At 55.2% G+C, this 24224-nt stretch carries 22 protein-coding genes; 11 read left to right on the top strand and 11 right to left on the bottom strand.

Annotated features, from left to right (window positions below; genetic code table 11):
• Positions 1-46 precede the first annotated feature (46 nt).
• Positions 47-865 (bottom strand): co-chaperone DjlA, encoded by an 819-nt coding sequence (gene djlA, locus MUU47_RS06610; RefSeq protein ID WP_159465592.1) that lies wholly within the window; start codon positions 863-865, stop codon positions 47-49.
• A gap of 261 nt (positions 866-1126) precedes the next feature.
• Between djlA and lptD the strand changes: the two genes are divergently transcribed.
• From lptD to apaH, 6 genes are read left to right on the top strand one after another with little or no spacing between them, the layout of a single operon-like run.
• Entirely contained in the window at positions 1127-3529 is a 2403-nt protein-coding gene (lptD, locus tag MUU47_RS06615) for an LPS assembly protein LptD (protein ID WP_258987510.1), read from the top strand.
• 55 nt (positions 3530-3584) lie between these two features.
• Positions 3585-4871: a peptidylprolyl isomerase SurA gene (gene surA / locus MUU47_RS06620; RefSeq protein ID WP_258987401.1), complete on the top strand. Its 1287-nt coding sequence runs from the start codon at positions 3585-3587 to the stop codon at positions 4869-4871.
• Positions 4871-5860 carry a 4-hydroxythreonine-4-phosphate dehydrogenase PdxA gene (gene pdxA / locus MUU47_RS06625; RefSeq protein WP_258987402.1) on the top strand — a complete coding sequence of 330 codons (990 nt, stop codon included), beginning with the start codon at positions 4871-4873 and terminating at the stop codon, positions 5858-5860. Before surA ends, pdxA begins: the two co-directional genes overlap by 1 nt.
• Complete coding sequence (gene rsmA / locus MUU47_RS06630) at positions 5857-6678, top strand: 16S rRNA (adenine(1518)-N(6)/adenine(1519)-N(6))-dimethyltransferase RsmA (protein WP_159771181.1); 822 nt, start codon at positions 5857-5859, stop codon at positions 6676-6678. Before pdxA ends, rsmA begins: the two co-directional genes overlap by 4 nt.
• A 3-nt stretch (positions 6679-6681) precedes the next feature.
• The gene (gene apaG, locus MUU47_RS06635) at positions 6682-7059 is read left to right on the top strand and encodes a Co2+/Mg2+ efflux facilitator ApaG/CorD (RefSeq protein WP_110510731.1); all 378 of its coding nucleotides are present in this window, start codon (positions 6682-6684) and stop codon (positions 7057-7059) included.
• A gap of 4 nt (positions 7060-7063) precedes the next feature.
• Positions 7064-7912 carry a bis(5'-nucleosyl)-tetraphosphatase (symmetrical) ApaH gene (gene apaH / locus MUU47_RS06640; protein ID WP_258987403.1) on the top strand — a complete coding sequence of 283 codons (849 nt, stop codon included), beginning with the start codon at positions 7064-7066 and terminating at the stop codon, positions 7910-7912.
• A gap of 34 nt (positions 7913-7946) precedes the next feature.
• Here apaH and folA read toward each other — a convergent pair whose 3' ends face one another.
• From folA to MUU47_RS06680, 8 genes are all read right to left on the bottom strand, one after another.
• On the bottom strand, positions 7947-8426 hold the full coding sequence (folA, locus tag MUU47_RS06645) for a type 3 dihydrofolate reductase (protein WP_258987404.1): 480 nt from the start codon (positions 8424-8426) through the stop codon (positions 7947-7949).
• Between the two features lie 112 nt (positions 8427-8538).
• The gene (kefC, locus tag MUU47_RS06650; RefSeq protein ID WP_258987405.1) at positions 8539-10404 is read right to left on the bottom strand and encodes a glutathione-regulated potassium-efflux system protein KefC; all 1866 of its coding nucleotides are present in this window, start codon (positions 10402-10404) and stop codon (positions 8539-8541) included.
• Positions 10397-10927, bottom strand: coding sequence for a glutathione-regulated potassium-efflux system oxidoreductase KefF (kefF, locus tag MUU47_RS06655; protein ID WP_258987406.1), 531 nt, complete (start codon positions 10925-10927; stop codon positions 10397-10399). Before kefF ends, kefC begins: the two co-directional genes overlap by 8 nt.
• Positions 10928-11009: 82 nt before the next feature.
• Positions 11010-11243, bottom strand: coding sequence for a YgdI/YgdR family lipoprotein (locus MUU47_RS06660; RefSeq protein ID WP_258987407.1), 234 nt, complete (start codon positions 11241-11243; stop codon positions 11010-11012).
• A 209-nt stretch (positions 11244-11452) separates the two neighbouring features.
• Positions 11453-14677 carry a carbamoyl-phosphate synthase large subunit gene (carB, locus tag MUU47_RS06665; protein WP_258987408.1) on the bottom strand — a complete coding sequence of 1075 codons (3225 nt, stop codon included), beginning with the start codon at positions 14675-14677 and terminating at the stop codon, positions 11453-11455.
• A gap of 21 nt (positions 14678-14698) precedes the next feature.
• Positions 14699-15859 (bottom strand): glutamine-hydrolyzing carbamoyl-phosphate synthase small subunit, encoded by a 1161-nt coding sequence (carA, locus tag MUU47_RS06670; RefSeq protein ID WP_258987409.1) that lies wholly within the window; start codon positions 15857-15859, stop codon positions 14699-14701.
• Between the two features lie 455 nt (positions 15860-16314).
• The gene (gene dapB / locus MUU47_RS06675) at positions 16315-17136 is read right to left on the bottom strand and encodes a 4-hydroxy-tetrahydrodipicolinate reductase (protein WP_258987410.1); all 822 of its coding nucleotides are present in this window, start codon (positions 17134-17136) and stop codon (positions 16315-16317) included.
• A gap of 128 nt (positions 17137-17264) precedes the next feature.
• Complete coding sequence (locus MUU47_RS06680; RefSeq protein ID WP_258987411.1) at positions 17265-18272, bottom strand: LacI family DNA-binding transcriptional regulator; 1008 nt, start codon at positions 18270-18272, stop codon at positions 17265-17267.
• 188 nt (positions 18273-18460) lie between these two features.
• Between MUU47_RS06680 and MUU47_RS06685 the strand changes: the two genes are divergently transcribed.
• Genes MUU47_RS06685 through MUU47_RS06705 form a run of 5 tightly spaced genes read left to right on the top strand, consistent with a single transcriptional unit; the run spans position 18461 to position 22767 of the window.
• A complete protein-coding gene (locus tag MUU47_RS06685) occupies positions 18461-20206 on the top strand; it encodes a class I mannose-6-phosphate isomerase (protein ID WP_258987412.1) in 1746 nt (581 codons plus the stop codon).
• A 2-nt stretch (positions 20207-20208) separates the two neighbouring features.
• Entirely contained in the window at positions 20209-20637 is a 429-nt protein-coding gene (locus MUU47_RS06690; RefSeq protein WP_258987413.1) for a PTS sugar transporter subunit IIA, read from the top strand.
• An 11-nt stretch (positions 20638-20648) separates the two neighbouring features.
• Positions 20649-21143, top strand: a complete 495-nt coding sequence (locus tag MUU47_RS06695) for a PTS sugar transporter subunit IIB (RefSeq protein WP_258987414.1) — start codon at positions 20649-20651, stop codon at positions 21141-21143.
• Positions 21144-21154: 11 nt separating this feature from the next.
• Complete coding sequence (locus MUU47_RS06700) at positions 21155-21952, top strand: PTS mannose/fructose/sorbose/N-acetylgalactosamine transporter subunit IIC (RefSeq protein WP_258987415.1); 798 nt, start codon at positions 21155-21157, stop codon at positions 21950-21952.
• The gene (locus tag MUU47_RS06705) at positions 21952-22767 is read left to right on the top strand and encodes a PTS system mannose/fructose/sorbose family transporter subunit IID (RefSeq protein ID WP_258987416.1); all 816 of its coding nucleotides are present in this window, start codon (positions 21952-21954) and stop codon (positions 22765-22767) included. Before MUU47_RS06700 ends, MUU47_RS06705 begins: the two co-directional genes overlap by 1 nt.
• Positions 22768-22843: 76 nt before the next feature.
• On the opposite strand, the gene MUU47_RS06710 is transcribed toward MUU47_RS06705, so the two are convergent.
• The gene (locus MUU47_RS06710; protein ID WP_258987417.1) at positions 22844-23626 is read right to left on the bottom strand and encodes a glucose-6-phosphate isomerase family protein; all 783 of its coding nucleotides are present in this window, start codon (positions 23624-23626) and stop codon (positions 22844-22846) included.
• Positions 23619-24182, bottom strand: a complete 564-nt coding sequence (locus MUU47_RS06715) for a glucose-6-phosphate isomerase family protein (RefSeq protein ID WP_258987418.1) — start codon at positions 24180-24182, stop codon at positions 23619-23621. The genes MUU47_RS06710 and MUU47_RS06715 overlap by 8 nt, the downstream gene beginning before the upstream one ends.
• Between the last annotated feature and the right edge of the window lie 42 nt (positions 24183-24224).

A 24224-nucleotide genomic window follows, 5' to 3' on the forward strand; every position in this document is an offset into this window, starting at 1 on the left:
TGATGCGCGCTGCCCAGGTTCAAAATGGCAAGTAAAACAGGTCGATTTACTTGAAACCTTTTTGTTCCTTCACTAATTCGTATGCACGCTGAATTTCCTGCGCTTTTTGCTTCGCCATTTCCATCATTTCCGGCGGTAAACCTTTCGCCACCAGCTTATCCGGGTGATGTTCGCTCATCAGCTTGCGATAGGCGCGCTTGATGGTAGTCGCATCATCCGTCGATTTCACACCGAGCACGTTACATGCATCTTCAAGCGTAGGGCCGCGCTGCGCCTGCTGCCAGCCACCGCCGGACTGCGATTGCTGCTGATAGCCGCCGCCAAACTGTGCGCCGCCCTGCATCATGCGCAGGAACTGCTCAAACTGGGCGCGGGAGATACCGAGTTCGTCGGCGATGACAAACAGCACTTCACGTTCGTTAGGGTGCAATGAGCCGTCGGCAAACGCGGCCTGAATCTGAATTTCCAGAAACATCCTAATCAAATCGAAGCGACCAAAACAGACGCCACGGAACGCACGCATCTTCTCACGCAGTGGGTAATTATCCGCTTTACCGACACGGAAAGCCTGCTGCGCGGCAGTGCGGGACTCGCCATGAAGATTCATGCGGTCCATCAGAATACTGGCAACGTGAATATCCGCTTCGGTCACGCGCCCCTTCGATTTGGTCAGATGCCCCATCACCTCAAAGGTGGTGGCAAAGAACAGCGACTGGCGCTCTTGCTGGTTGGCAAAAAAGTTGAGTCTGCGGCTTCGCGCCTTATCAAACATGTGGCCAATCAGCAGTCCAAGTACCGCCCCCCAGAATCCGCCACCCATCATGAGTGCGACGGCCACACCAATCACTTTACCCCAATACTGCATAGACTCCCCGGATAGTCATAATCATCATGTTGCAGGTAATGGCTTCCGCCTTGATAAAAGGCGATTTTCACAGCGATGACCTGATGGTCAGTGCAGGACATAACCTATAATTTGCTTTATCATACTCGCCATTCAACACAGTGCCTAACGCCACTGGCTCGAAGCGGCAGGATTAACACTGGCGCGTGACCGATGAGTACGTTAGTCTCTGACCGTTTGCAAGCCGCGAAGCCACAGATGACGGAACAACAAATAAAACGTATGAAAAAACGTATTCCCACCCTTCTGGCAACCCTGATCGCCAGCGTCCTGTACAGTCAACAGGGCGCGGCGGCCGACCTCGCATCACAATGTATGCTGGGGGTACCAAGCTATAACCGTCCGCTGGTTCAGGGGGATACTAATAACCTGCCTGTCACCATCAACGCCGACCATGCCAAGGGTAATTACCCTGATGATGCCGTATTTACCGGCAATGTCGATATTAATCAGGCGAACAGTCGTTTACAGGCGGACGAAGTACAGTTGCACCAGAAGCAGGCGCCTGGACAGGCGGATCCGGTTCGCACCGTGGATGCTCTGGGCAATGTACACTACGACGATAATCAGGTGATCCTGAAAGGTCCTAAAGCCTGGTCCAATCTGAATACTAAAGATACCAACGTCTGGAAAGGCGACTATCTGATGGTCGACCGCCAGGGTCGTGGTACTGCTGACGTCATGAAACAGCGTGGCGCAAACCGGTATACCATTCTTGATAACGGGACCTTTACGTCCTGTCTGCCAGGTTCGAACACCTGGAGCGTTGTTGGGACCGAAGTGATTCAGGACCGCCAGGAGCAGGTCGCTGAAATCTGGAATGCCCGTTTTAAAATCGGCCCGGTGCCTGTTTTTTATAGTCCCTATCTGCAGTTGCCGATTGGTGACAAGCGCCGTTCAGGCTTCCTGCTCCCGAATGCTAAATACAGCAGTACCAATGGTACGGAAATTTACCTGCCGTACTACTGGAACATTGCGCCCAACTTTGATGCCACCATTACGCCGCACTATATGGAAAAGCGTGGCGACATCATGTGGGAAAACGAATTCCGCTACCTGACCAAAGCTGGCGCCGGGCTGTTTGAATTCGACTATTTGAATAAAGATAAAGTCTACGAAGACGAACACCCTGAAGACAATGATAGCCGTCGCTGGCTCTTCTACTGGCGACATGCTGGGGTGATGGACCAGGTGTGGCGCTTCAATGTCGACTACACCAAAGTCAGCGATCCGACCTACTTCAACGACTTTGATTCAAAATACGGTTCCAGTACCGATGGTTACGCCACGCAGAAATTCAGCGTGGGCTATGCCATTGAGAACTTTAACGCCACCGTATCCAGCAAGCAGTTCCAGGTCTTTGATACAGAAAACTCAAACTCCTATGCCGCACAACCGCAGTTGGACGTTAACTACTACCAGAATGACGTTGGGCCGTTTGATACTCATATCTATGGTCAGGTAGTGCATTTCAAAAACACCAATGACAACATGCCGGAAGCGACACGTCTGCATATTGAGCCGACCATCGATTTGCCGCTGTCGAACGGATGGGGCAGTATTGATACGGAAGTTAAACTGCTGGCGACCCATTACCAGCAGGACGACGTCGACCAGTATCGCGTCTATGCACAACAGCAATACAATCACAGTAAAACAGCTTCTAATCTGAGAACTCTCAACGCTGCTAACAGCTTGAATGAGTCAGTTAACCGCGTACTGCCACAGTTTAAAATTGACGGCAAAATGGTCTTTGAGCGTGATATGGACTGGTCACAGGGCTATACCCAGACCCTCGAACCACGCGTGCAGTACCTGTATGTACCGTATAAAGACCAAAGCGACATCATGGCGTATGACTCCACCCTCCTCCAGTCGGACTATAGCGGCCTGTTCCGCGACCGTACCTATAGCGGCCTGGACCGGATCGCATCGGCTAACCAGGTGACGACCGGCCTCACCTCTCGCGTTTATGATGAAAACGCGGTTGAACGTTTTAACGTTTCTGTGGGTCAAATCTACTACTTCACCCCGTCTCGTACAGGTGATGAAACGCAAGAATGGTCACAGAGTGATCAGAAAGGCTCGCTGGTCTGGGCCGGAGATACCTATTGGCGCATGAGCGATCAATGGGGCCTGCGTGGCGGCATTCAGTACGATACACGTCTGGATAACGTTGCCACCGGCAACGGCACTGTAGAGTATCGTCGAGATGAAAACCGCTTAGTCCAGTTGAACTACCGTTACGCCAGCCCGGAGTATATTCAGGCGACACTGCCTTCCTACTCGACGGCACAGCAGTATAAAGACGGAATTTCCCAGGTGGGCATGACAGCAAGCTGGCCGGTCGTTGACCGTTGGTCTGTTGTTGGTGCGTATTACTACGACACCAACGCCAACAAACCAGCGGATCAGATGATAGCCGTGCAGTATAACTCCTGCTGTTATGCTCTCCGTCTTGGCTATGAGCGTAAGCTCAACGGCTGGGATCCTAGCAATGTCCAGGGTGTGTACGACAACGTCGTCGGCTTCAATATCGAACTGCGTGGCCTGAGCTCTAACTATGGTCTTGGCACACAGCAGATGTTGCGTTCGACCATCATGCCGTACCAAAGCTCTTTGTAACGCCACGGTATTAGAAACGTAATCCGCCTTTGCGGTTAATTGAAATGGAAAGAGTATGAAGAACTGGAAAACGCTGCTTCTCGGTATCGCCATGGTTGCGAATACCAGTTTCGCCGCCCCACAGGTTGTCGATAAGGTAGCAGCTGTCGTAAATAACGGCGTTGTACTGGAAAGCGATGTCGATAGCTTGATGCAGTCCGTTAAAGGAAATGCAACCCAGGCCGGGCAACAACTACCAGATGACGTCACGCTACGCCACCAGATTCTGGAACGTCTGATCATGGACCAGATTGTCCTGCAGATGGGCCAGAAAATGGGCGTAAAAATCACTGACGAACAGCTCGATCAGGCCATCACCAACATCGCCAAGCAGAACAACATGTCGATGGACCAGATGCGTAGCCGTCTGGCCTACGATGGTATGAACTACAACACCTATCGCGCACAGATCCGCAAAGAGATGACTATCTCTGAAGTGCGTAATAACGAAGTTCGTCGTCGTATTACCGTTCTGCCGCAGGAAGTGGACGCGCTGGCTTCACAGATTGGCAATCAGAACGATGCCAGCACTGAGCTGAATCTGAGCCACATCTTGATCCCGCTGCCGGAAAACCCAAGCTCTGACCAGGTTAACGAAGCGGAAGCTCAGGCGCGCTCGGTTGTCGATCAGGCAAACAAAGGCGCAGACTTCGGTAAACTCGCTATCACTTACTCCGCTGACCAACAGGCGCTGAAAGGCGGCCAGATGGGCTGGGGACGTATTCAGGAACTGCCATCTATCTTTGCTCAGGCCCTGAGCACCGCGAAAAAAGGCGATGTGATTGGTCCGATCCGTTCCGGTGTGGGCTTCCACATTATCAAAGTGAACGATCTGCGCGGCCAGAGCCAGAGTATTTCTGTGACTGAAGTGCATTCCCGTCACATCCTGCTTAAGCCATCGCCAATCATGACTGACGACCAGGCACGTGCGAAACTGGAAGCCGTGGCTGCGGACATCAAGAGTGGTAAAACCACCTTTGACAAAGCGGCGAAAGAACTGTCTCAGGACCCAGGTTCTGCAAACCAGGGCGGTGATTTAGGTTGGGGCACTCCGGACATGTACGATCCGGCATTCCGTGATGCACTGATGAAGCTGAGCAAAGGCGAAATCAGCGCCCCGGTTCACTCCTCGTTCGGCTGGCACCTGATTCAGCTACTGGATACCCGTAACGTGGACCGTACCGATGCAGCGCAGAAAGACAAAGCTTACCGCATGCTGATGAATCGTAAGTTTGCTGAAGAAGCTGCAACCTGGATGCAGGAACAACGTGCCAGCGCGTATGTCAAAATTCTGAGCAACTGATGACACAGCCCCAGCGTGTGGTTATCACTCCCGGCGAGCCCGCCGGGATTGGCCCAGACCTCGTGGTTCAACTGGCTCAGCGTGACTGGCCTGTTGAACTGGTGGTTTGCGCCGATGAAACGCTTATGACAGACCGGGCAGCAATGCTCGGTTTACCATTAACGCTCCTGCCCTACAATGCCGCTCTGGCACCTGTGCCGCAAAAAGCCGGTACGCTGACTCTCCTTCCCGTTCCCCTTCAGGCCCCCGTTACCCCAGGCTCGCTAAACGTGCTGAACGGTCCTTACGTGGTGGAAACTCTGGCACGCGCCTGCGATGGCAGTACCGAAGGTGAATTTGCTGCCCTGATTACCGGGCCGGTGCAAAAGAGCATCATCAACGATGCCGGGATTGCGTTTACCGGACATACCGAATTCTTCGAAGAGCGTTCTCACACCGCGAAAGTGGTGATGATGCTGGCAACAGAAGAGCTGCGCGTCGCACTCGCAACGACCCATCTGCCGCTCAAAGCCATCAGCGATGCGATTACGACAGATGTCCTGCGCGACGTGATTACCATTCTGGATACCGACCTGCGCACGAAGTTTGGTATTGCCAAGCCGCATATTCTGGTGTGTGGGCTGAATCCGCATGCCGGTGAAGGCGGGCATATGGGGATGGAAGAGATAGACACCATCATTCCGGTGCTCGAAGAAATGCGCGCTAAGGGCATGAATCTGAGTGGGCCGCTGCCCGCAGATACCCTGTTTCAGCCAAAATATCTCGACAATGCCGACGCAGTACTCGCGATGTACCACGATCAGGGCCTGCCCGTGCTAAAATACCAGGGTTTCGGCCGTGCCGTGAATATCACGCTCGGTTTACCTTTTATCCGTACGTCCGTTGACCACGGCACCGCGCTAGAATTGGCGGGTCAGGGGAAAGCAAACGTCGGCAGTTTTATTACGGCGCTTAATCTCGCCATCAAAATGATCAGTAACTCTCAATGAATAATCGAGTCCATCAGGGCCACTTAGCCCGAAAACGCTTCGGGCAAAACTTCCTCAACGATCAGTTTGTCATCGACAGCATCGTTTCGGCTATCAACCCGCAGAAAGGTCAGGCCATTGTTGAAATCGGCCCGGGTCTTGCCGCATTGACCGAGCCGGTTGGCGAACGTCTGGATAAACTGACCGTCATCGAACTGGACCGTGATCTGGCTGCACGCCTGCAAACGCACCCGTTCCTTGGACCAAAGCTGACCATTTTTCAGCAAGATGCGATGACCATGAACTTCGGCGAGCTGTCGAAGGAAATGGGCCAGCCGCTGCGCGTGTTCGGTAACCTGCCGTACAACATCTCTACCCCACTGATGTTCCACCTGTTTAGCTATACTGATGCCATTGCCGACATGCACTTCATGCTGCAAAAAGAAGTGGTAAACCGTCTGGTTGCAGGGCCAAACAGTAAGGCGTATGGTCGTTTAAGCGTCATGGCGCAGTACTACTGCCAGATTATCCCTGTGCTGGAAGTGCCGCCAACCGCCTTTACGCCACCGCCAAAAGTGGATTCTGCCGTTGTTCGCCTGGTGCCTTACACCACGCTGCCGCATCCGGTTAAAGAGGTTCGTGTGTTAAGCCGAATCACTACCGAAGCGTTCAACCAGCGTCGTAAGACGATCCGCAACAGCCTCGGCAATATCTTCTCTGTCGAACTGTTGACTGAGCTTGGCGTTGACCCGGCGATGCGTGCAGAAAATATCTCTGTGGCCCAGTACTGCCGCCTGGCAAACTGGCTGTCAGAAAATGCGCCCCAGAAGGAGAGCTAAACCATGATCAATTCGCCCCGCGTCTGTGTCCAGGTACAAAGCGTCTACATTGAGTCCCAGTCCTCGCCGGACGATGAACGCTATGTTTTTGCTTATACGGTCACGATTCGTAATCTGGGGCGAGGATCGGTGCAGCTGCTTGGGCGCTATTGGTTGATTACTAACGGCCACGGTCGTGAAACCGAGGTTCAGGGTGAAGGTGTCATCGGCGTTCAGCCGCACATAGCTCCGGGCAACGAATATCAGTACACCAGCGGTGCCGTGCTGGAAACGCCACTCGGCACCATGCAGGGTCACTATGACATGATCGACGCTGACGGTAACCCGTTCAGCATTGATATTCCCGTTTTCCGTCTGGCCGTGCCAGCTCTCATCCATTGATAAAATGAGCACATACCTTATTGGCGACGTTCACGGCTGCTACGATGAACTGATCGCATTATTAAAGCAGGTGGAATTTACCCCTGGACGAGACACGCTGTGGCTGACAGGCGATCTGGTGGCCCGCGGCCCCGCATCGCTCGACGTTCTGCGCTACGTGAAATCTCTGGGTGATAGCGTGCGTATGGTACTCGGCAATCACGATTTGCATCTGCTGGCGGTGTTCGCCGGGATCAGTCGTAACAAGCCGAAAGACCGGCTCACGCCGCTGCTGGAAGCGCCCGATGCTGACGAACTGCTGAACTGGCTACGCCGTCAGCCGCTGCTGCAGGTTGATAAAGAGAAGAAACTGGTGATGGCCCATGCCGGGATCACTCCGCAGTGGGATCTGGATACCGCTGAGCTTTGCGCCCGCGACGTTGAAGCGGTGCTGTGCAGCGACTCCTATCCGTTCTTCCTTGACGCCATGTACGGCGATTTGCCGAACCACTGGTCGCCAGAGCTGAGTGGCCTCGCACGGCTGCGCTTTATTACCAACGCCTTTACGCGGATGCGCTACTGCTTCCCGAACGGTCAGCTCGATATGTACACCAAAGAGTCACCGGAAAACGCACCTGCGCCGCTCAAACCGTGGTTTGCCATTCCTGGCCCCGTGACTGAAGAGTACAGCGTCATTTTTGGCCACTGGGCTTCGCTGGAAGGCAAAGGTACACCGGAAGGGATTTACGGTCTGGATACCGGATGCTGTTGGGGTGGGGATTTAACGTGTCTGCGCTGGGAAGATAAGAAATACTTTGTGCAGCCGTCTACTCGTCATCTCGATCTCGGCGAAGAAGAAGCCGTCGCGTCTTAATATTATCCCCCACCCCGCGGGTGAGGGGATACGCTTATCGACGCTCTAAGATCTCAAAGCAATAGCTGTGCGAGTTCTGCTCGTCGGCATCATGAAACTCACTGAATGTCGATTCCCAGTTATCCGGATCGTAGTCCGGGAAATGGGTATCGCCTTCCACTTCCGCATCAATGTGCGTCAGATACAGACGCTGCGCTTTCGGCAGGAATTGCTCGTACACACGGCCTCCGCCGATCACCATGATCTCTTCCGCATCACCGCAGGCGGCAATGGCGTCATCTACCGACTTTACCCACTCAACACGGCCGTCAGTGCCCGGCTGGCTGCTAATGACGATGTTTTTACGGCCCGGCAGCGGACGACCGATCGATTCCCAGGTCAGGCGACCCATCACCACAGGTTTGTTGAGCGTGGTACGTTTAAACCAGGCGAGATCGGCAGGCAGGTTCCAGGGCATGGCGTTTTCCATGCCGATAACGCGATCCACCGCTAACGCCGCAATCAGACTGATCATTGAAATATCCCGGATGTAAAAATTGCCGCCACTATACGGAAAGCTTAATCTTTCGTCGACAATAGGGAGAGTAAAGAAGACGAAATATTTTCGCCTTCTCACTAAGTGCCCGTTATGCCGATGGTTTCACTTCTGGTTCGTCAGCCGGATTACCGGTGTGCTTTCCTTCCTCGGTTCCCTGCCAGCCGTGACGCTGAATAATCGACATGTTGCTGCGGTCTTCGTTGATGATATCCGTCAGCATCGCACTGGTGCGTTTGAACACTGCGGCGAAGGACGCATCGTCTTCATCCGCCATATCGACCATTTCTTCTATCATTCGCACGTTGAAACGGCGGAACACATCTGCGCGCTCGCGGGCTTCATAAGCGCCAAGCCCCAACGCTTCCAGCGCCATGCGACCTGACTTCAGTGCGCCTTCAAACGTTTCACGCTCCGGCGCTTCGATGCCCGCCTGGCGAAGCTGAATATAGTGATCGATATCGCGAGCCCGGGCGATAATCCGCAGATGCGGGAAATCCGCTTTCGCCAGCTCCGTCAGTTCAAGGTTGGTTTTCGGGTCATCAATGGCGTTGATTAGCACTTCCGCCCGTGCTGCACCGGCTGACTCAAGCATATCAACCCGCGTGGCGTCGCCGTAAAACACCTTCATATCGAATTTGCGCAGGGTATCGACGTGGTCTGGATCGTTATCGAGAATGACCATCTTCACGCCGCTCGACAGCAGCAGACGGCCGGTAATCTGACCAAAGCGGCCAAACCCGGCGATAATAACCCGCGGCTGCTCTTCATCAATTTCATCCGCCTCGCGCTCATCGCCGCTTTTGGCTTTCTCCATGCGTGACAGCAGCACCAGTAAAATCGGCGTGGCAGCCATCGACAGTGCCACCGCCAGGGTCAACGCTTTGGCCCATTCCGGGTCCAGTACTTTCGCCATCTGCGCCGTACCAAACACCACAAACGCAAACTCACTGCCCTGCCCTAACAGCGCTGCAAACCAAAGGCGCTGGGCTTTCGGCACGCCAAGCGGGCGTGCAATCAGCCACAGCATCACCGCTTTAATGATAAGGAATCCGGCCAGTAAAATCAGAATACGTAGCGGATGCGTCACCAGGGTGCCGAAGTCGATAGACATGCCGACGCCGATGAAGAACAGCCCCAACAGCAGGCCTTTAAACGGTTCGATATCGCTTTCCAGCGCATGGCGATATTCCGAACTCGCCAGTAGCACGCCGGCCAGAAATGCGCCCATCGCCATCGATAAGCCCACTTCTTCCAGTAGCAGTCCGAAACCGAAAACCAGGAACAGCGCGACGGCGCTGAACACTTCGCGCAGGCCTGAACGCGCGACAAAACGCAGCACCGGGCGCGTGACGTAGCGCCCGAGCAAAATCACCAGCACCAGAACGCCGGCAACTTTCAGGGCCGAAAGCCCAAAAGCGGCAAGCGTGGTCGTCGCCCCGCTGGAGGCCAGCAGCGGGATCATCGCCACCAGTGGAATAGCCGCGATATCCTGGAACAGCAGCACCGCAAACGTACTGCGGCCAAGCTGAGAGACGGTCAGATTCCGTTCGCTCATCGCCTGCATGGCGATGGCCGTGGAAGAGAGTGCCAGCGTCAGGCCAATAAGTTCGGCCACTTTCCAGTCAAGACCGAGCAGCATGCAAAAGCCACCGATCAGGACACCACACGCGACCATTTGCAGCGCTCCGCCGCCAAATACCGACGCGCGAAGCTTCCACAAACGCTGTGGATCAAGCTCAAGGCCAATGACAAACAGCATCAGCACCACACCGATTTCAGCGAAGTGCAGAATGGCCTCGGCATCCGTCACCAGCCGCAAACCCCACGGCCCAATAATGCAGCCTGCTATCAGGTAGCCGAGCACGGAACCCAATCCCAGACGCACGGCAATCGGCACGATCAGCGCCGCCGAACCGAGGTAAATCAGGGCCTGAATCAGCGTATGGCTATCCATGGTGCACCTCTTGCCACTCAAGCAGACGCTGTTTGTAATGCCGGGCCTCGGCGACAAGCGTTTCATCGTCGCAGATAAAGGTGCAATGCATGGCGAACGGCGGCAGCCAGTTCAGGCCGCAGTACAGCGCCGTCGCCTGTAATGGCTGCGCCAGCACCTCAAAACCGGGGAAACTGCCAATCGCAAAATGATCGTCTCCGCCACCGGTTGTCACCGCCCACAACAGGCTTTTACCGTGCAGCGCTTTTCCGCCGTGCCCGTAGGCCCAGCCGTGAGACAGAACTTTATCAATCCAGAGTTTGAGGAGCGGCGGCACGCTGTACCACTGCATGGGATGCTGCCAGATGACCAGGTCGGCGCGGGAAAGCGCCTCTTGCTCAGCGGCGATATCAATATTGAAATCGGGATAGAGGTGATACAGAGAGCGAATTTCTACGCCGTCGATTTCCCTTGCCTGCTCAAGCATCCGTTTATTCGCATGCGAATGCTGCGGATAAGGATGCGCATAAATAATCAAAATCATCTGTTAGCCTGTTCTGCACTTCACTGTTTTATCAGCAAAGTGTAGTCAGTTAACTAACAGGCTAACAGCGAAGATTGGTGAACTAGTTGTCCAGCTCGCCCATCGATTTAACCTGGTCGCGGTTAATTTGCTCGGTCTTACCGGTTTCGGCATTTTTGTAGGAAACCAGACCGGTGTCGCTATCAACCTCTGGCTTACCGTCGGTGACGATGGTTTTACCGTCGGTCGTTTTCAGCGTCTGGTTTGAGGAACAACCCGCTACGGTAAACAGGGCTGCGGCAGTAAAAATGGTGGTGATCAGTAGATTGTTACGCATGGTGTTCTCCCGTGCTCTTCAGTTAAAGAATCATTATCTGTCTAATGATTTTAGGCTAACTGACTGAACGCACATGGAAAACCAGAACACTCTGAGATGTAGATATAAGGATATCCGCTTACGCCCGGCGGCGCTCTGCTTGCCAGGCCTACTCTGTGAGGCTGGTAGGCCCGGCAAGCGCTAGCGCCGCCGGGCATGCAGAGTCAGTATTACTTGTTAATCTGCGCGTGCATTTCCTGCACCGAAATCACCTTCTCGGTCGCATCCGCGTTCAGCGCCATGGCTGTCGCGAAACCGCCGTTCAGGGTGGTGTCATAATGCACTTTGTACTGCAGCGCGCTGCGGCGAATCAGCTTGGAATCTTCAATCGCCTGACGACCTTCGGTGGTGTTGATGATGTAGGTATATTCGCCATTCTTGATACGGTCCTGAATGTGCGGACGACCTTCATGCACCTTGTTCACCAGACGCGGGTTAATGCCCGCTTCGCCCAGAACAACGGCAGTCCCGTGGGTCGCATCCAGTTCGAAGCCCTGTTTCAGCAGTTTTGCCGCCAGGTCTACCACACGCTCTTTGTCACCTTCACGCACGGAGAGCAGCGCACGGCCCTGCTTCTTCATGGTGGAGTTGCTGCCGAGCTGCGCTTTAGCAAAGGCTTCGGCAAAGGTACGACCCACGCCCATCACTTCACCGGTAGAGCGCATTTCTGGCCCTAACAATGGGTCAACGCCCGGGAATTTGTTGAACGGCAGCACCACTTCTTTCACCGAGTAGTACGGCGGGATGATTTCTTCCAGGTGGCCCTGCTGCGCCAGTGTCTGACCGACCATCACGCGCGCCGCCACTTTCGCCAGCGGCAGGCCGGTGGCTTTAGAGACGAACGGTACGGTACGCGCCGCACGCGGGTTGACTTCAATCAGATACACTTCATTGTCTTTCACGGCAAACTGGACGTTCATCAGGCCGCGAACCTGCAGTTCGAAGGCCAGTTTCTGCACCTGCTGGCGCATCACATCCTGAATTTCTTTGCTCAGGGTATACGCTGGCAGAGAACATGCAGAGTCACCAGAGTGAACGCCCGCCTGCTCGATGTGCTCCATGATGCCGCCAATCAGCACGCTTTCGCCGTCGCAGATGGCATCCACGTCCACTTCAACCGCATCGTCGAGGAAACGGTCCAGCAGCACTGGCGCATCGTTAGAGACGCTTACGGCGGTCTGGAAGTAGCGACGCAGGTCAGCTTCGTCATACACGATTTCCATCGCACGACCGCCCAGCACGTAGGACGGGCGCACCACCAGTGGGTAGCCAATCTCTTTCGCCTTCTCAACTGCCATATCAATGGTCGACACCGTAGCGTTCGCAGGCTGTTTCAGCTTCAGACGGTCAACCGCCTGCTGGAAACGCTCGCGGTCTTCTGCACGGTCGATAGCATCCGGGCTGGTACCGATAATCGGCACGCCTGCAGCTTCCAGGGCACGCGCCAGTTTCAGCGGAGTCTGGCCACCGTACTGCACGATAACGCCCTTAGGCTTCTCGATGCGCACGATTTCGAGCACGTCTTCAAAGGTCACCGGCTCGAAGTACAGACGGTCGGAGGTATCGTAATCGGTGGAAACCGTTTCCGGGTTACAGTTGACCATGATGGTCTCGTAACCGTCTTCACGCAGCGCCAGCGAGGCGTGTACGCAGCAGTAATCGAATTCGATACCCTGACCGATACGGTTAGGACCGCCGCCGAGGACCATGATTTTATCGCGGTCTACGGACGGATTCGCTTCACACTCGTCTTCATACGTGGAGTACATGTACGCGGTATCGGTGGAGAACTCTGCCGCACAGGTATCCACGCGCTTGTAGACCGGGTGCAGGTTGTACTGTTCACGCAGCTTGCGGATTTCTGACTCGCGAACGCCCGCCAGTTTTGCCAGACGTGCATCGGCGAAACCTTTGCGCTTCAGCGTACGCAGGAAATCAGCGTTCAGGCCGGTAATACCGACTTCCGCCACGTTTTCTTCAAGGCGCACCAGCTCTTCAATCTGTACCAGGAACCAGCGGTCGATGTTGGTCAGGTTGAAGACGCCGTCGACTGACAGGCCCGCACGGAAGGCATCAGCGATGTACCAGATACGCTCAGCGCCCGCGTCTTTCAGCTCGCGGCGAATCTTGGTCAGCGCTTCCGGGTCATCCAGGCTCACTTTCGGGTCGAAACCGGTCGCGCCCACTTCCAGGCCGCGCAGCGCTTTCTGCAAGGATTCCTGCTGAGTGCGGCCAATCGCCATCACTTCGCCGACGGATTTCATCTGCGTGGTCAGGCGGTCGTTAGCACCCACAAATTTCTCGAAGTTAAAGCGAGGAATTTTGGTCACAACGTAATCGATGGACGGTTCGAAGGAAGCCGGGGTACGGCCGCCGGTGATGTCGTTCATCAGCTCGTCGAGGGTGTAACCCACAGCCAGTTTCGCGGCCACTTTGGCAATCGGGAAACCCGTCGCTTTGGACGCCAGCGCGGAAGAGCGGGACACGCGCGGGTTCATTTCGATAACAATCAGACGACCATTTTTCGGGTTCACGGAGAACTGGACGTTAGAGCCGCCGGTTTCCACGCCGATTTCACGCAGCACCGCCATCGAGGCGTTACGCATGATTTGGTATTCTTTGTCGGTCAGGGTCTGCGCCGGGGCCACGGTGATGGAGTCACCGGTGTGGATACCCATCGCATCGAAGTTTTCGATAGAGCAGACGATGATGCAGTTGTCGTTTTTATCACGCACCACTTCCATCTCGTACTCTTTCCAGCCAATCAGCGACTCATCAATCAGCAGCTCTTTGGTTGGGGAAAGATCCAGACCGCGTTCGCAAATCTCTTCGAACTCTTCACGGTTGTACGCGATGCCGCCACCGGTGCCGCCCATGGTGAAGGACGGACGGATGATGCACGGATAACCGACGTCAGCGGCAACCGCCAGCGCTTCTTCCATATTGTGTGCAATACCGGAACGCGCGGTGTCGAGGCCGATTTTCTTCATCGCTACGTCGAAACGACGGCGGTCTTCTGCTTTATCAATCGCGTCAGCCGTTGCGCCAATCATGGTCACGCCGAACTCTTCGAGCACGCCCTGACGTTCCAGCTCCAGCGCACAGTTCAGTGCGGTCTGGCCGCCCATGGTCGGCAGCACCGCATCCGGACGCTCTTTTTCAATAATCTTGCGAACCACTTCCCAGTGAATCGGCTCGATGTAGGTCGCATCGGCCATTTCCGGGTCGGTCATAATCGTCGCCGGGTTGGAGTTCACCAGGATGACACGGTAACCCTCTTCACGCAGCGCTTTACACGCCTGGGCACCGGAGTAGTCGAACTCACAGGCCTGACCGATAACGATCGGGCCAGCGCCAAGGATCAGGATGCTTTTTATGTCTGTACGTTTTGGCATGGTTTTCTTAGCTCCTGATACTTATTTGCTATTAAGAGAGGCGGTCTTACGGTATTGCTCAATAAGTTCGATGAAGTGATCGAACAGCGGCGCGGCATCGTGCGGGCCTGGGCTCGCTTCCGGGTGCCCCTGGAAACTGAACGCGGGCTTATCGGTACGATGAATACCCTGCAAGGTACCGTCGAACAGTGACTTGTGGGTGACGCGCAGGTTGGCAGGCATCGACGCTTCGTCCACCGCAAAACCGTGGTTCTGCGCGGTGATCATCACCGTGTCGTTGTCGATATCTTTCACCGGATGGTTACCGCCATGGTGGCCGAACTTCATCTTGATGGTTTTCGCACCGCTCGCCAGCGCCAGAAGCTGATGGCCGAGGCAGATGCCAAATACCGGAATATCGGTTTCGAGGAATTTCTCAATCGCGGTAATCGCGTAACCACATGGGGCCGGGTCGCCAGGACCGTTGGAGAGGAAAATCCCGTCCGGATTCATTTTCAGCACCTCTTCGGCAGAGGTTTGCGCTGGAACTACCGTCAGGCGGCAGCCGCGGTCAACCAGCATGCGCAGGATGTTGCGCTTCGCGCCGTAGTCGTAGGCCACCACGTGGAACGGCAGTTCTTCTTCTTTCTTCGCTTCTGGCAGCTCACCTGCCAGCGTCCAGCTACCCTGAGTCCAGCTGTAGCTCTCGGCGGTAGTGACTTCTTTCGCCAAATCCATACCATTCAGACCCGGGAAGGCCTGCGCTTTTTCCAGCGCCAGGGTGGCGTCCAGGTGGTCACCGGCAATAATGCAGCCGTTCTGAGCGCCTTTCTCGCGCAGCAGGCGGGTCAGCTTGCGGGTATCAATATCGGCAATCGCCACGATGTTGTGACGTTTCAGGTAAGAAGAGAGGTCTTCGGTGTTGCGGTAGTTGCTGGCAATCAGTGGCAGGTCGCGAATGATGAGGCCTTGAGCGTGTACCTGGGAAGATTCTTCGTCAGCAGCATTGGTGCCGACATTACCGATATGGGGATAAGTGAGAGTGACGATTTGGCGAGAATAGGAAGGATCAGTGAGGATTTCTTGATAACCGGTCATTGAAGTATTGAAAACGACTTCCCCAACCGCCGTGCCCGTTGCCCCTATGGCCCGACCGTGAAACTGGGTTCCGTCTTCCAGAACCAAAAGCGCTGACTTAATCAAAACATCCTCCAGAGAATATTCACTCAGTTTATCTGCATATTAATTCACTCACAATGACGAATCAATGCAAATCTGCTGCCCGCGAAATTCGTGCAAACGGCGGCATTCTGGATATTTACGGGGAGAAAGTCAACGTAAACGAGGGGTTTTTTTATGTCATTTTGCGCCACTGGGGGATATGACGCTGTAAAGCAGGCAAAAAGATCAGCTAATACCCTTTCCGCACACGCTTGTGCACCAGGATAATTGTTAAATCAGCCAGGTGGACGTAAAAAAGTGGACCGGATGGTCAAAATTTACATTCACATAACGAAAAAAGACATGAAAACGTATTGTTTTGAGCCCCACAAGAAGAAATAAAAATGAAGCAGGAAAAATTAAAGGGCAATAAAATATTGCCCTTTGCAATCAACTAATTGTGATTGCCACAACCACATCACGATGGGGTAAACTCATTATAAATTGTTGAGATCAAGCACATCACGCATATCAAAAAGACCGTTAGGCTTCTCTTTCAGCCACAGAGCAGATCGCACTGCGCCATTGGCAAAGGTCATGCGGCTTGAAGCTTTATGCGTGATTTCAACGCGTTCACCAATATCGGCGAACATCGCGGTATGTTCCCCGACGATGTCCCCCGCACGCACGGTCGCAAAACCGATAGTGCCAGGTACACGCTCACCGGTATAGCCTTCACGGCTGTAGACGGCGCACTCTTTCAAATCTTTATCCATGGCATGAGCAATCGCTTCGCCCATCGCCAGTGCTGTGCCTGAAGGCGCATCCACTTTGTGACGATGATGCGCTTCGATGATTTCGATGTCGGTATAATCGCCCATCACCTTCGCAGCCTTTTCCAGCAGTTTCAGCATCACGTTCACGCCGACGCTGAAGTTCGCAGCAAACACAATCGCGATGCTCTCTGCCGCGTCACGGATTGCCTGTTTGCCCGCCTCATCAAAACCGGTGGTGCCGATAACCATGCCTTTACCGTGCTGGCGACAAAAAGCCAGATGATGCAGTGTGCCTTCCGGACGGGTGAAATCGATGAAGACATCGAAATCATCCTTCACTGCATCAAGGCTGCTTTGCACCTTCACGCCCGTCGCACCCACGCCTGCGATTTCACCAGCATCTGCGCCCAGCAGAGAAGAACCCTCACGCTCCAGCGCCGCACCCAGCTTAATGCCTGCCAGCTGTGTCGCCGCCTGAATCAGTTGCCGTCCCATACGGCCGCCCGCGCCTGCAATAGCAACGCGGATGTGTCCATCTTGCATATCTATTCTCTTCGTTAATACAATGTAAATCGTTTTCAGATTAACCAGCGCCTAAGCGCCCTGCCACTAAAAACGGCGATAATTAGAATTTAACGTGAAACTGCAGCCAATATCAGTAAAAGGCATGATCAGTGAAAACCACAGGATTCCCTGACCACCAGCGCCGGGGGCAGAATTATCCGTTTCGGTGGTTCGCTATTGCCCTGAATCCGACTGAATAACAGCTCTCCGGCCTTACGCCCAATCTCTTTCGCAGCAACGGAAACCGTGGTCAGTGCGGGCTGTACCAGCGCCGCCTCGGTAATATCGTCAAAGCCGACCAGTGCAAAATCACGCCCCGGCTCGCGGCCTGCTTTGCGCAGCGCCAGCATGACTCCCAGCGCAACAATATCCTGATAGCATACGGCGGCGGTAATCTGCGGAAATTGACTAAACAGCGCTTCCGCCACCCGCGCACCATCGCTCTGGCTTGCCTGCGAGGCGACGATCCACTCCGGCTTTGGCGCCACGCCATATTCCAGCAGCTTACTGGTAAATCCGCCGATACGCTCGGCGCGAGTCCCCGAATTCAGACTTCCGCCAATAAACGCAATGTTGCGATGGCCCAGTTTCAGCAAATGCGCGGTCGCCATCCGCGAACCGAGAAAGTTATCGGTGCCGACGAAATCAAAATCCGGGTCATCCAGCGGGCGAACCACCATTATCGCCGGGATATTGCGTCGCTTCAGGCCATCAAAGAAAGCCTGCGGCGTGCCTCTCGCCGCGCAAAGCACCATTCCGCAGGCGTTGTTTCGCATTAGCGAATCGACAAACTTCTGCTGCCGCTCTTCCGACTCTTCACTGTTAGCCAGAAACAGCAGCATCTCATGGCGCTCCATTTCATGGCTCAGACCGGCGGTCATCTCACCGTAAAACGGATTGGTGATATCGTGCAACAGCAGCCCAACCTGGTTGCTGCTGCGGTTGCGCAGATTCGCGGCTGTCTGGTTATAAACATAGCCGGACTCATCCAGCGCCAGGAGCACTCTTTCCCGGGTTGCCTGTGAGATACGCCCGCGGTTTCGCAGTACCATCGATACCGTGGCGGTCGACACTCCGGCTTTCGCGGCAACCTGCGCCAGCGTAACAGTGGTCATGATTCCTCCTCGTGTTTCCCACAGATTAATCGAGTAACCTTAATTTTGCATTATTCCCTGTGAGACGCTTCACAACCTGATGGGTAAAAACCACCCGGTGCTGATTTTTGCCGGGTTAATCCCATTAACCACCCTTCCCTCTTTCGGTTAATCGATTAATCTTAATCCATGAACCTTGGGAGAGAAGAATGAAATCGACGACCTACGATAAAACCCCTGAAATCCAGGTTCAGGGTTACGACGAGCATGCCTGGCAGGGCTGGCCTGCATTACTTGCCGCACTTAACGACCCGCTTTCTGACGCAAAAAAAACCGTGCTGGTGATCGACTGCTATCCGGGCGTGCGTCTCGACGAACTGGAGCAGGCGTTGAAAACACAGTTCGCAGGCAGTTGCCTGCTGAACGTCGAAGCCGCTCGCAGAAATGAAGAGGCGCTGCACGCCTTGCTGGCCCGAAATCTGACTGACGATCGCGTTTTTGGTGTGCTTTCCTGCCATCAGCTCATTGAATTTTTTGACCCGCAGCAACTTGCCGCTCTGCGCCAACAGGTGGGGGATGCCAGCGGACTGGTGATTGTCTACGGCCCGGGGGCTGCGCTGGTCCACAACGGCGACGTACTGGTGTATGCCGATTTACCTCGCTGGGAAATTCAGCAGCGGATGCGCAGCGGCGAACTGGGCAACTGGGGCGCGGAAAATAATGATGAAGATATTCTGCGCCGCTATAAGCGGGCCTTTTTTATCGAATGGCGGGTGTTCGATCGCCATAAAACGCCTTTATTACAACGCGCCGATTTCCTGCTGGATACCACCGTGGCGGACAATCCCGCGATGGTCAGTGGTGATGCGCTCCGCGCCGGTCTGGCGCACACCGTCCAACGCCCGTTTCGCGTTGTGCCGTTTTTTGATCCCGGCGTCTGGGGCGGCCAGTGGATGAAAAAGCAGTTCGATCTCGATCCCTCGAAACCAAACTACGCCTGGTGTTTTGACTGCGTGCCCGAGGAAAACAGCCTGTTGCTACGGTTTGGCGACGTGCGGATCGAGATCCCTTCTCTGGATGTGGTGCTGATTCACCCGCGCGAATTACTGGGCGAAAAAGTCCATGCGCGTTTTGGGGCCGAGTTTCCGATTCGCTTCGATTTTCTCGACACCATCGGCGGGCAGAACCTCAGTTTCCAGGTGCATCCGCTGACCGAATATATCCAGCAGCAGTTCGGCATGCACTACACCCAGGATGAGAGTTACTACATTCTGGATGCAGAGCCAGATGCGGTGGTGTATCTCGGTACGAAAACCGGAACCGATCCGCAGGCGATGCTGGACAATTTACATCAGGCTGCACAAGGCCAAACCAACTTTGACGATGCGCGTTTCGTCAATCAGATCCCAGCACGCAAGCACGATCATTTCCTGATCCCGTCAGGCACCGTCCACTGTTCCGGTTCGGGCGCGATGGTGCTGGAGATAAGCGCTACGCCGTATATTTTCACCTTCAAGCTCTGGGACTGGGGTCGGCTGGGAATGGACGGCCTGCCAAGACCGGTGCATCTCGAACACGGTGAAAAGGTGATCGACTGGCAGCGCGATACCCCGTGGGTGCATGAACATCTGGTGAACTGCATTGAGCCAATGGGTGAAGGTGACGGCTGGCGCGAGGAGCGCACCGGGCTGCACGAACGTGAATTTATTGAAACCCGCCGCCACTGGTTCACGAAACCGGTCACGCACCATACCCTGGGCGGCGTAAACGTGCTGAACCTGGTCGCCGGGGACGAAGCGCGCGTCGATAGCCCGACAGGCGCATTTGAGCCCTTCGTGGTGCACTACGCCGAAACCTTTATTGTGCCCGCCAGTGTGGGTGAATACCGCATCACACCGTGGGGCAAAGGCGTCGGCCAACAGCTGGCGACCATGAAAGCCTGGGTCAGGGGGTAAAAATGATAAACGTGATTGTTGCTTCTCATGGCCCGCTGGCGAACGCACTGCTGGACAGCGCGACGCTAGTGTACGGCGAGCTGCCGTATATCTTTCCCGTCTCGCTCAACGAAACCGCCGGAATAGACGGTTTCAGAGACGATTTCGCCACCGCCCTGGTGAAGGCCCAATACAACGCAGACGGCGTACTGGTGCTGTGCGATATGCAAAGCGGCACGCCGTGGAACATCGCCTGCCAGCACGCCTTTTCGCCCACCACGACGCCACCAATGTCGGTTCTGGCAGGGGTAAATTTGCCGATGCTGCTGCAAACCGACGACATCCATCTCCTGACCGACGTTCATGCCGCCGCAGCACAGCTGCTGGCATTAACGCAGCCCACGCTGGTCATCGCGGTACCGGTCGCGTTCACCCAATCTGATGATTTTTAACGAGGTGTTCTATGAGTCTTTCTTTCGTACGTATTGATGACCGCGTCATTCATGGGCAGCTCGTCACACGCTGGGCCAAAGAGCTGCCCTGTGACGGTATCGTAGCAATTGACGATGCCGTTGCGGCCGACCCGCTGCTCTCGTCGGTAATGAAAGGCGCGGTGTCTGACACCAAAGTCTGGCTGTTTGATACCGCCACCGCCATTGAAAAGCTGCCCAAAGTCATTGCCAGCGAGAAGCGCTATTTCGTGATTGGCAAATCTCCGCTCACGCTGCAACGCATTGAGCAGGCCGGGATCAGCCTGAAAAACAGCAATGGAAAAATCAACGTCGGGCCGATGAGCGCACGCGCCAATACCACCACCATCGGTCCGAATCAGTCGGTGACCGCCGAGGAAGCTGCCGCGTTTGAGTGGCTCTGCGCTCAGGGCCATCACGTCGAGTTTCGCCTGGTGCCCGATGCCAGCTGTTACAGCTGGCAGGACGCGCGTCAGAAACTGAAATAAGGAGCTGAAAAATGGTATTCGAAGCCACACTGATTGGCCTGCTCTGTTACCTCGGCGCGCTCAGCAGCCCCTGGCTGTTTGGCCTGACCGGCGGCTGGTATCTCCTGTCCCGCCCTTTAGTCTCCGGGATGTTGGTCGGTCTGATCCTCGGTGATGTGAAAACCGGAATAATGATAGGCGTCGCGGTGCAGGCGGTGTATATCGCGATGGTCACGCCGGGCGGTTCGATGCCTGCGGATCTGAACTTTGTCGCGTATCCCGCTATCGCGTTGGGGATCCTCTCCGGCAAAGGTCCGGAAGTCGCCGTAGCTCTGGCCGCCACTATCGGTATCGCGGGCACCATTTTGTTCAACACGATGATGGTTCTCAACTCCTTCTGGAACCACCGCGCCGATTCCGCCCTTGAGCGCGGCGACGAGCGCGGCATTTATCTCAACAGCGCCATCTGGCCCCAGGCCACAAACTTTGTGCTGCGCTTCGTGCCAACGTTTATTGCCGTTTACTTCGGTGCGCAGTACATCAGCGGTTTTATGGACAGCCTGCCGGCGATTGTGATTTCCACCATGAGCGTACTGGGTGGCATTTTACCGGCGGTCGGTATCGCTATCCTGCTGAAACAAATCATTAAAAACTACACCATGATTATCTATTTCCTCGTCGGCTTTATCTGCATTGTGTTCCTGAAACTGAACATGGTGGCCCTGGTGATTGTTGGCGCGCTGCTGGCGCTTATCCACTACAACTACAAGCCAGAAGCGCCGCAGACTGCCGCCGCGAAGTCGACTGTCGATGATGAGGATGAATTCTGATGGAAGAACGTAAACTGACCCGCACCGATCTGCGCCGCTGCTGGCGCGCGTGGATGATGCATAATCTGTCTTCAATGAGCTTCGAGCGTCTGGAATCGTTCGGTTTCTGCCTGAGCATGCTGCCGGTGGCGAAAAAGCTTTACCCGAATGCCGCACAGCGCACCGAAATGCTGCGTCGCCACGCTTCGTTCTACAATACGGAACCGCAGATTGGCGCGATCGTTAACGGCATGGCGCTGGGCCTGGAGGAGAAAAAAGCGAACGGTGAGCCGATCGATGGGGAAACCATTAACACCCTGAAAGTCGGGCTGATGGGGCCGATCGCCGGGATCGGCGATTCGATGATCCCAGGTATGCTGATCCCGATTCTGTTGAGTATCGGGATGGCACTGGCGGCAGGCGGCAATATTCTTGGCCCGCTGTTTTACACCGTCGCGTGGCTGGCGATCATTGTGCCCGGATCGTGGTTCCTGTTTTTGAAGGGCTACCAGATGGGCTCCGGTTCGGTTGAAATGCTGGTCAGCAGCAAATCGACCCGCCTGCGTGAAGCGCTGTCACTGCTCGGGGTGTTTGTGATGGGCGGCGTGGCGGCCAGCTACGTTAAGCTCGGTTCAGGTCTGGAGTTCGTGACCAAAGACGGGGTGAACATTCATCTGCAACAGATGCTGGACGGGATTTTCCCGCAGCTGCTGCCGCTGATTGTGGTACTCGGCACCTGGTATCTGATGGCCAAGCGCGGCGTATCACCGGTCAAAGCGATGCTCCTGCTGCTGGTGCTGGCGGCGGTCGGTGTTGCGACAGGGGTGTTTGCCTAAAACGCCCGGCAACACTGTGTTTGCCGGGCCTGGATTACTCGATAGGCCCGGTAAGCGTAGCGCCACCGGGATATTGTCATGGATGAAAGTTCTGCCACAGCGTGGCGGTTTTGTCCGGACGTGAGATGAACTGGAAGCGTGCGGGATCGTCGATAAACTGCTGATAAATCGGGGCGTCGGTAAGACCAAATTCCCGATATGCGCGCGGCGGGATCACCTGCAAGCGGGCGGGCGCATAGCGAGAATTATGCTGCCAGATAATCTGTTTATCCTGTAACAACGGATACCATGCCAGCCCCTTATGCGCCCGCACCGCATCATATTCAAAGCCATATTCCCTGTCACACCAGGCACCAAAAGTCAGCGGCTGATCCGGATCGGCGGAGATGGTGGCATGCCCCCAGCCCGGCGGCACCAGCACTTTTTCGCCAGGCCCGGCAATCACCGCAAAGCAGCGTCCCGGATCGTCAGCCACAAACTCCTGCATATAAATAATCGCTTTGCCCTGCCAGATTTCATACAGCTCCGGCGGCGACCAGCCGCTGTGCTGGCTGATGCGATGAATATGCCCCTGGCTGCGAACAGGTTCCTCCCCTAGTTTTCCGGCCGCATAGGTAACAACGCCAAACAGCAGCATGCGCTTTTTCAGCTCTTCACGATCCTGAAGTCGGGCGACATCCATGGCTATCGCATACACTTCTTCCGGCCCGGCGCACGTCGGATCCCGCAGCGAAGGCTGAATTTGCGCCAGGGTTCGGATCTCCGGCATCGGCCCAGTGACATCGTCGCCGTAGGTAAAACCCATCGGCTGGCGCTGGATAGTCATATCCAGGCCAAAACGTACCGCGCGGTCAGCCATTCTGCACCTCTTTCGCCATCAGCTTCAGCGTGTCAGCCGTTACCCGCAGAGCAAAACCGCCGCTCAGTGCGGTGTAATCATGCCCGGCGACGCTGGGCCATACGGCCAGCGCCGAAAGCATATCGCTGCCGATATTGATCAGTCGATGCGCCGTGAAACCGGCGATGTGATGCACGGAACCTGGCCTGACCGGCTCCAGCCGGGTTTGTCCTTGCGCGTCCTGCAGCAGCAGCAGCCCTTCGCCACGCAGGCCAAAATAGATTTCGCCCTGCTCGCGGCGGGCATGGAAATGACCCCGGGTCATGAAGAACTCATTGCCGACGCGGCCTGGGTTGAGATGGGTCACGCCGGTATACAGCTCGCCCTCCCCCGAGGGGGTATCAAACATGTCAACACGATAGACGGCGAGCGTAGGGTCACAGCAACGCCATGCGTCATCGTCGGCAAAGACGTTATTTAAATCACCGAGGTGAGTCGTTTTTTGGATGAGCGGCGCGCCAGAAAGGGCACCACTAGCCCATGCCACCTGCGGCGGCATCGTTATTGAAGGATTCATCAGTTTCTCCGGCCCGAGGAGAACAACGGAATAAGATTAGCA

Origin of the sequence: Scandinavium hiltneri, from assembly GCF_024764835.1 — a bacterium.
In the GTDB taxonomy this organism is placed as follows: domain Bacteria; phylum Pseudomonadota; class Gammaproteobacteria; order Enterobacterales; family Enterobacteriaceae; genus Scandinavium; species Scandinavium hiltneri.